This window comes from uncultured Chitinophaga sp. (genome assembly GCF_937874145.1).
Classification (GTDB): Bacteria; Bacteroidota; Bacteroidia; order Chitinophagales; family Chitinophagaceae; genus Chitinophaga.
In genome coordinates this window covers 1-7009 of record NZ_CALNBI010000288.1, presented here as the reverse complement: position 1 = coordinate 7009, position 7009 = coordinate 1, and the positions used below count along the sequence as shown (strand labels likewise).

The 7009-nt window shown below is 55.6% G+C and carries 6 protein-coding genes; all 6 read right to left on the bottom strand.

Annotation, left to right across the window (positions count from 1 at the left end; genetic code table 11):
* Window positions 1–2041: bifunctional UDP-N-acetylmuramoyl-tripeptide:D-alanyl-D-alanine ligase/alanine racemase (locus tag Q0510_RS14330; protein ID WP_298713041.1), on the bottom strand; the 2041-nt coding region annotated here is incomplete at its 3' end.
* A gap of 67 nt (window positions 2042–2108) precedes the next feature.
* Window positions 2109–3059 (bottom strand): TerC/Alx family metal homeostasis membrane protein, encoded by a 951-nt coding sequence (locus tag Q0510_RS14325; protein ID WP_298713039.1) that lies wholly within the window; start codon window positions 3057–3059, stop codon window positions 2109–2111.
* A gap of 49 nt (window positions 3060–3108) precedes the next feature.
* Window positions 3109–4824: a gliding motility-associated ABC transporter substrate-binding protein GldG gene (gene gldG, locus Q0510_RS14320; protein ID WP_298713036.1), complete on the bottom strand. Its 1716-nt coding sequence runs from the start codon at window positions 4822–4824 to the stop codon at window positions 3109–3111.
* A 4-nt stretch (window positions 4825–4828) separates the two neighbouring features.
* A complete protein-coding gene (gldF, locus tag Q0510_RS14315; RefSeq protein ID WP_298713034.1) occupies window positions 4829–5566 on the bottom strand; it encodes a gliding motility-associated ABC transporter permease subunit GldF in 738 nt (245 codons plus the stop codon).
* Window positions 5567–5701: 135 nt separating this feature from the next.
* Window positions 5702–6028: an iron-sulfur cluster assembly accessory protein gene (locus Q0510_RS14310; protein WP_298713032.1), complete on the bottom strand. Its 327-nt coding sequence runs from the start codon at window positions 6026–6028 to the stop codon at window positions 5702–5704.
* Between the two features lie 11 nt (window positions 6029–6039).
* On the bottom strand, window positions 6040–7009 hold a 970-nt coding region (locus Q0510_RS14305; RefSeq protein WP_298713030.1), incomplete at its 5' end, for a cysteine desulfurase family protein.

Below are 7009 nucleotides of genomic sequence, written 5' to 3'. Positions count from 1 at the left end.
CCATGTCCAGCTGCATCTGCGGCAGGCGGTGAATAGCGGCGCTGTTGGCGATGTGTTTGATGACAGGATACCCCAGCTGCTGCTGCAAGGCTGCGCTCATCTTCTGGAAACGGCCGAACTGCATGTTGGTGAAATCATCCTTCGCAGGATCCTCGCTCGCCGCCAGGTGGCTGAAAATAGATTGTACTTTAAAGAGCCCCTCCGCATTGAGCCTTAACGCCAACGCGGGGAGGTCCTGCTGCTCGAAGCCCAGCCGGTGCATGCCCGTGTCCAGCTTGATGTGCACCGGGTAATTGGTCTTGTTCGCATACCGCACCGATTCTTCGAACAGCTCCAGCAATTGCATGGAATACAACTCCGGCTCCAGGTTCCATTGCAGGATCGCGTCGAAACTGCTGGGCTCGGGATTCATGACCATGATCGGCAACGTAATGCCCGCACGCCGGAGATCCACCCCTTCGTCGGCATAAGCCACCGCCAGGTAATCGATCCCGTGGAACTGTAAAAGATTCGCGATCTCGAAACTGCCGCTGCCGTAAGCAAACGCTTTCACCATGGCCATCACCTTGGTAGCGGGCTTCAGCAGCGACTGGTAAGCTTTCACATTCTGCGCCAGGGCCGTCAGGTTTATTTCGAGAATCGTCTGGTGGGCTTTCTTCTCCAACAGTTTACCGATCCGCTCGAACTGGAACACGCGCGCCCCTTTCACGAGGATGGACTCGTTCTGGAAATCAGCAGGGTTTACCTGCTGGAGGAATTCCTCGGTGCTGGCGTAGAACTCGCTCTTCACCGCCCCGAAGCTTTTTTTCTCCCTTGAAATATTTTTACCGATACCGATCAGCTTGCTGATGCCTTTGCTTTCCAGCATGCCCGCCACTTCTTCATACAGCGACCCTTCACTTTTCCCCGACTGGAGAATATCGCTGAGGATAACCGTTTTGGTGGGATGCTGGCGTTGCTGCTGGAGAAATTCCAGCGCAATGGCGAGCGAGCCGAGGTCGGAATTGTAGCTGTCGTTGATGATGCTGCAATTGTTGATACCCTGCTTCATTTCCAGCCGCATGGCGATGTTGCCGAGATGGTCCATCCGCTCCTGGATGGTTTCCGCGGGCTTGCCGAGATACAGCATGAGCGCCCAGCAATGGATCGCGTTCTCGATGGAGCCTTCGTCCACAAAAGGAATCCGGATGAAAACGGGCTCCTGTTTGTACAGCGCGTCGATGCGGGTGTGGTTGTCGTTCTTGTCGACGGAAATAATACGGAGATCGGCGTCGGTCTTGCGGCTCCAGGTGAGGAGCTGCAGGGCGTTGTCGATTTCGCGTTTGCCCACCAGGTTGTGGAAATGGTTGACGCACTCGTTGAGCGCGAGGTAGTCTTTGCAATAGATCAGCACGTCGCTGCGGGTAAACAGCACGAGCTTCTCATTCACTTTCTGCCGGATATTGAGGAAGCCTTCGTTATGGGCTTCGCCGATATTGGTGAAGATGCCGATGGTGGGGCGGATGATCTTTTCCAGGTTCACCATTTCGCCGGGCTGCGAAATACCGGCTTCGAAAATGGCGAGCTCGTTTTCCGGTTTCATCTGCCAGACAGACAGCGGAACGCCGATCTGCGAGTTGTAGCTCTTGGGGCTGCGTACGATGTTGTAATCTTTCTCCAGCAGCTGGTAGAGCCATTCTTTCACGATGGTTTTTCCGTTGCTGCCGGTGATCCCGATCACGGGAATGTTGTACTGCTGGCGGTGCGAGGCCACGAGGGCATGGAGCGCCTGGAGCGTGTTTTTGACTAAAATGATGTTGGCATTCGGGTAGAGGCCGGCGGCGATAGGCTCGCTGACCACGAAGTTGCTGACGCCTTTTTTGTACAGATCGTCGATGTACTGATGCGCATTGCGGCGCTCGCTCACAAGGGGAATGAACAAGGATGTTTCGGCAACTAACAATTTCCGGCTGTCCAGCAAAATATGTTCGATCTCCGGATGCCCGGTCTGTTGCAACAATTCTCCCTTCAGGATCTTACTGATACTCTCTGCTGTATACAATGTTATATGGTTTTAATCAAAAAGCGCCCGCAGACTCTCATGTACGGGCGCTTTTGGTTCGGATCAACTAACTCTCTGTCGTCTCGGTCGGTTTAACCGGTAATTTCTTGTCGAAAAGGATGGAATACACAATGGACCCTGCCAGGCAGGTTACGATCACAACGAGCGAAACCCATACCGGCAGCTTGAAGTGCCAGATCTCGGCCAGCATTTTCAGACCGATGAATACCAGCACGATGGCGATGCCCTGCTGCAGGTAATCGAACTTGTCTACCGCGCCTCTCAACAGGAAGAAGAGGGAGCGAAGGCCCAGTACGGCGAAAATATTGGATGTATATACCACGAGCGGTTCTTTCGAAATAGCAAATACGGCGGGGATGGAATCCAGCGCAAACACGATGTCTGTCACGGCGAGCATCACTACCACCACCGATAACGTCGTTAAATACACTTTGCCGTTCTGGTGGATGGTGAACTTATCTACATTCGGCTGGTTGGAAATCCGCAGGTACTTCTGCATGAAGCGGTAAGCGAAATTCTCTTCCGGCTTGAATTCCTCATGCTGGTCAACCATGAACATCTTTACACCCGTATACACCAGGAAGGCGCCGAAGATGTAAAGGATCCACCCGAACTGCTGGATGAGGGCCACGCCCACGGTGATAAAGATCGCGCGGAACACGATCGCCATCAGGATACCAATCAGCAACACACGCGCATAATTCGTTTCCTTGATCTTGAAAAAACCGAAAATGAGGATGAATACGAAAATGTTGTCGATAGACAGCGACCATTCCATCAGGTAGGCGCTGAGGTACTCGATGGCCATCTTGGAGCCGTCTTCGTACCATACGAATGCACAAAAGCCCATAGACAGCACTACCCAGAAACAGGTCTGGATGAGCGCCTTCTTGATGGACATTACCTCACCTTTTTTACTTAATAATCCCAGGTCGAAGATCAGGGCCAGAACGATGACAATTCCAAAAACTGTATACGTCCATAGTTGCGGTGTCATGTAGATCGGAAAATTTAATGAATGGCAAAGATAATGGATTCCGGGAGCTTTATTGAGCATACTTGCGCTGCCGGAAATACTGGAACGCCATGGCAAACAGCAATACAGCCCCTATAGGCAAGGCAAAAGCGAGTATCTGCCATTTGGTTTTTTCCGTCCGGACTTTTTCCACATCCAGCAGCCTGAGCGTCAGTTCTTTGTTACGCGTTTCCATCACCGGCGACTTGCTGGCGAGGTAATCCATGCCATTCAGGAAGAAATCCCGGTTGGCGAACTGGTAATCGGGGTTGAACTCATTGACACCCATCTGCAAAGGCCCGCTTTTCCTCGTCACGGCATTCAATACCAGGTCGGCATCGCCCGCCACGATCATTTTCCCCGCGGTGTCGGCCTGTGCGCGGTAGGCCTGACCGCTGGCATTTTGCCATTGAGCCTGCGCCTCAGCACCTATCCTGTGGCGGAACAGGGAAGGGAAATGCCCTTCCAGCAACACGGCCACCGGCAGGTTCCGCTGGCGGAACTCCCTGGGATTGGGCTGCTGCTGCACGCTTTCCAGGGTAATCTGCGCCGGGCTCCGCACCGTTCGGCTGTGGTCCGAAGAGGTGAGCAATATGGTTTTATGCACATCGCCGCCGGCCATCGTGTCTACCGACCCGGCGAAACGGCTCATCACCAAATCCAGGTTTTTAACGATGGGATGGCCGTTGGTGGACGACAGCAAAGGAAAATAAGGGAACGGCACCGGCTGGATCTGCGGTTTGTCGCCCAGGTTGCCAACTACGAGCGGGATTATATCCGACCGGAGGTCCTGCACCAGGTCGGGATTGATGCGGGCGCCGTATTTGAACAGCAGGTCTTCCAGCTGCAGGTTGCGGTCGAATGCCACGAAGTCGCGCCCGCGGAGGCTATCGGCAGAAGCGGTCAGGTTATCGATGAACCAGGCGATGTTGCCGCCCTGCATCACGTACTGGTCGATTTTCAGCTTGTCGGCATCGGTGAAGGCCAGCGTAGGCCTTACGAACAGCAAAGCGTCGAACTCCCCGGAAATCGCCGGTGTAGTAGCGAGGTTGACGGTATCCACCTGGTACAGCTCGTGGAGCGTTTTAAGCGCGTCGTACACTTCCGGCCCTTCCGGCTCGCCATGCCCCAGCATATAGCCGATGAGCGGCCGGTGCGGCTGCTGCAGCTGGTAGATGGCGTTGGCGAATTTATATTCCAGGAGGGCTTCGGAGCTGTTGAGCGCCTGCATGGGATCCATGCCGCCCTGGCTTTTCAGGAGATTGATGGCGGTTTCGCGGTCTTTGTATTGAATGATCGCTCCGGGGAAGATGAGCTTCTCGGCATAGGAATCCTTGCCGTCGTCCTGCACCTGCAAATTAAAGGGCAGGATGCCCCGTGCCATGAGCGAATCCTGGAAAGCGGCGCGCATGGAGTCGGGGAGGTCGGAACCGGGGTTGAGGAAGGTAAAGCGGATGTTGTTGCCGCCGTATTGCTGGAATTCTTCCAGCAGCTCGCGCGTGGCGTTGGACAACTGCCGGAACCCCGCGGGATATTTGCCTTTGAGGTATACTTCTATTTCAACGGGCGCGTCCAGCTTGCGGAGAAGCTCGCGGGTAGAGGGGGCCAGGGTGTAACGCTGCTCGGCCGTAAGGTCCAGCCGGGCATGGAAGTACCCCGCCGCCACGTTGATGGCCACGATCACGGCCACGAGGCCCAGTGTCCGTTTCAGGTATTGTTTACGTTTGTCCTTTCTCGTTAGTTCCATACGGTCAGCCCTGCCAGATTTTCCTTTCCAGCGATATTTTGGTAAGATATAACATGAGCCCGGCCAGGCTGGCGAAATACACGATGTCCCTCGTGTCTGCCACCCCGCGGCTGATGGAAGTATAATGATACCGGATGCCGGCCATGGCGAGATAATAATCCGCCCCGCCTTCAAACACCGGCAGTTTGCTCAGCGCATCGAACCCGTTGTACAGGATGAAACAGGTGAAGATGGCTACCAGAAAGGCAACCACCGCATTCCCCGTCAGCGACGATGCCCACAGCCCGATGGCCGTAAACACGCCCCCCAGCAAAAACAACCCCAGGTACGAACCCAGGATGCTCCCCGTATCCGGACCGTTCCCCGCCGCCGCGAGCTGCGCAATGGCAACATAGTACACAACAGTTGGGATCAGCGCGATGGCCACGATCAGCAGGCAGGCCCAGTACTTCCCCCACACGATCTGCCAGGGCGTCACCGGCTTGGTGCTCAGCAACTCCATGGTGCCGCTGCGGTACTCGTCTGACAGGCTGCGCATGGTAATGGCGGGAATCAGCAAAAGGAAGATCATGGGCGCCAGCTCGAAGAGCCCGTCCAGGTCCGCGTATCCCGCTTCCAGCAGGCTCGTATCCCGGAAAATGAACAGGAACAACCCGTTGGCGAGCAGGAACCCGATAATGGCTACATAGCCCGTGATACTGCTGAAAAATTGGTGAATGTCTTTCTTGAAAATGGCATACATGACGGAAGCAAATATAATTCAATTACGTTTCCACAATATTTGAATTTTTAATCATCCGTAAACGATTCAATAAAAAAGCCGTCCGGTTATGGTGGACCGGGCGGCTATTATCGTTCGAAGGACGTTGTCCCAGGCTTATACGGCGAAGCTGTCGCCGCAGGCGCAGGTGCGGGCGGCGTTGGGGTTGTTGAAGTAAAACCCTTTGCCGTTGAGCCCTTCGGAGAATTCGAGGACGGTATTGCAGAGGTAAAGGAAGCTTTTCAGGTCCGTCACCACTTTGATGCCTTTGTCTTCGAACACCTGGTCCTTGGGTTTGGTTTCGTTGTCGAAATCCAGTTTATAGCTGAGGCCGGAGCATCCTCCGCCCACTACGGACACGCGCAGGAAGTAGTCCTGCCCCAGGGTCCCTTCGGCCCGGAGCGCATCTACTTTTTGCTTGGCTTTATCACTTATATAGATCATTTTTTCCGTTTTTACAGGTTATATATTGCGTGCAATGATCGCACGGTATTGATGACTGTCTCAATGGCACGGTCCACTTCCGGTTCGGTGGTAAACCGTCCCAATCCGAATCTGAGCGAAGAATGTGCCAGATCTTCGGGGATGCCCATGGCCAGGAGCACATGGCTCGGTTCCGGGTTGGCGGAGGTGCACGCCGAACCCGAAGATACGGCTATTTCCCGGGTTACGCCGCGCAGGAGGTCCGCCCCCTTCACATCCGGGAACCGCAGGTTGCTGACGTGCGGCAGCCTGGGGGCGCCGGCACCGTTTACCAAAGCACCGGTTTTCGCAATAATGCCGTTTTCCAGGCGGTCACGGAGGGCCGCCAGCCGGACGGCTTCCCCTGCCATTTCGTCGGACGCAATGGCGCAAGCCCTGCCCAGGCCCACGATACCGGGCACATTCAGGGTGCCGGAGCGCATCCCGCGCTCGTGGCCGCCACCGTCGAGCTGTGCCGCCAGCCGCACCCTGGGCGATCTGCGGCGCACGAACAGCGCGCCGGCGCCTTTGGGACCGTACAGCTTATGTGCCGACAGCGCCAGCATCCCGATGCCATCCTTCCCCGCGTCCAGCGGGATTTTACCCGCCGCCTGCGTAGCGTCGGTCAGCAGGAGGGTGCCATGTTCCGCCGCTATTTTGGAAATCTCCGCCATCGGCTGGATCACACCGGTTTCGTTATTGGCGTACATCACCGCGGCCAGGATGGTATCCGGACGAATGGCGGAACGCAAATCATCGGGGTTCACGAGGCCATGGCCGTCGACCGGCAGGTACGTAACGCTGGCCCCGAGTTTCTCCAGGTGATGGCAGGTGTCGAGCACGGCTTTGTGCTCGGTTTGCACGGTGATGAGGTGTTTCCCTTTCACGGCGTAGGCTTCGTACGCCCCTTTCAGCGCGAGGTTGAGGGATTCGGTGGCGCCGGAGGTGAAAATGACTTCCTGC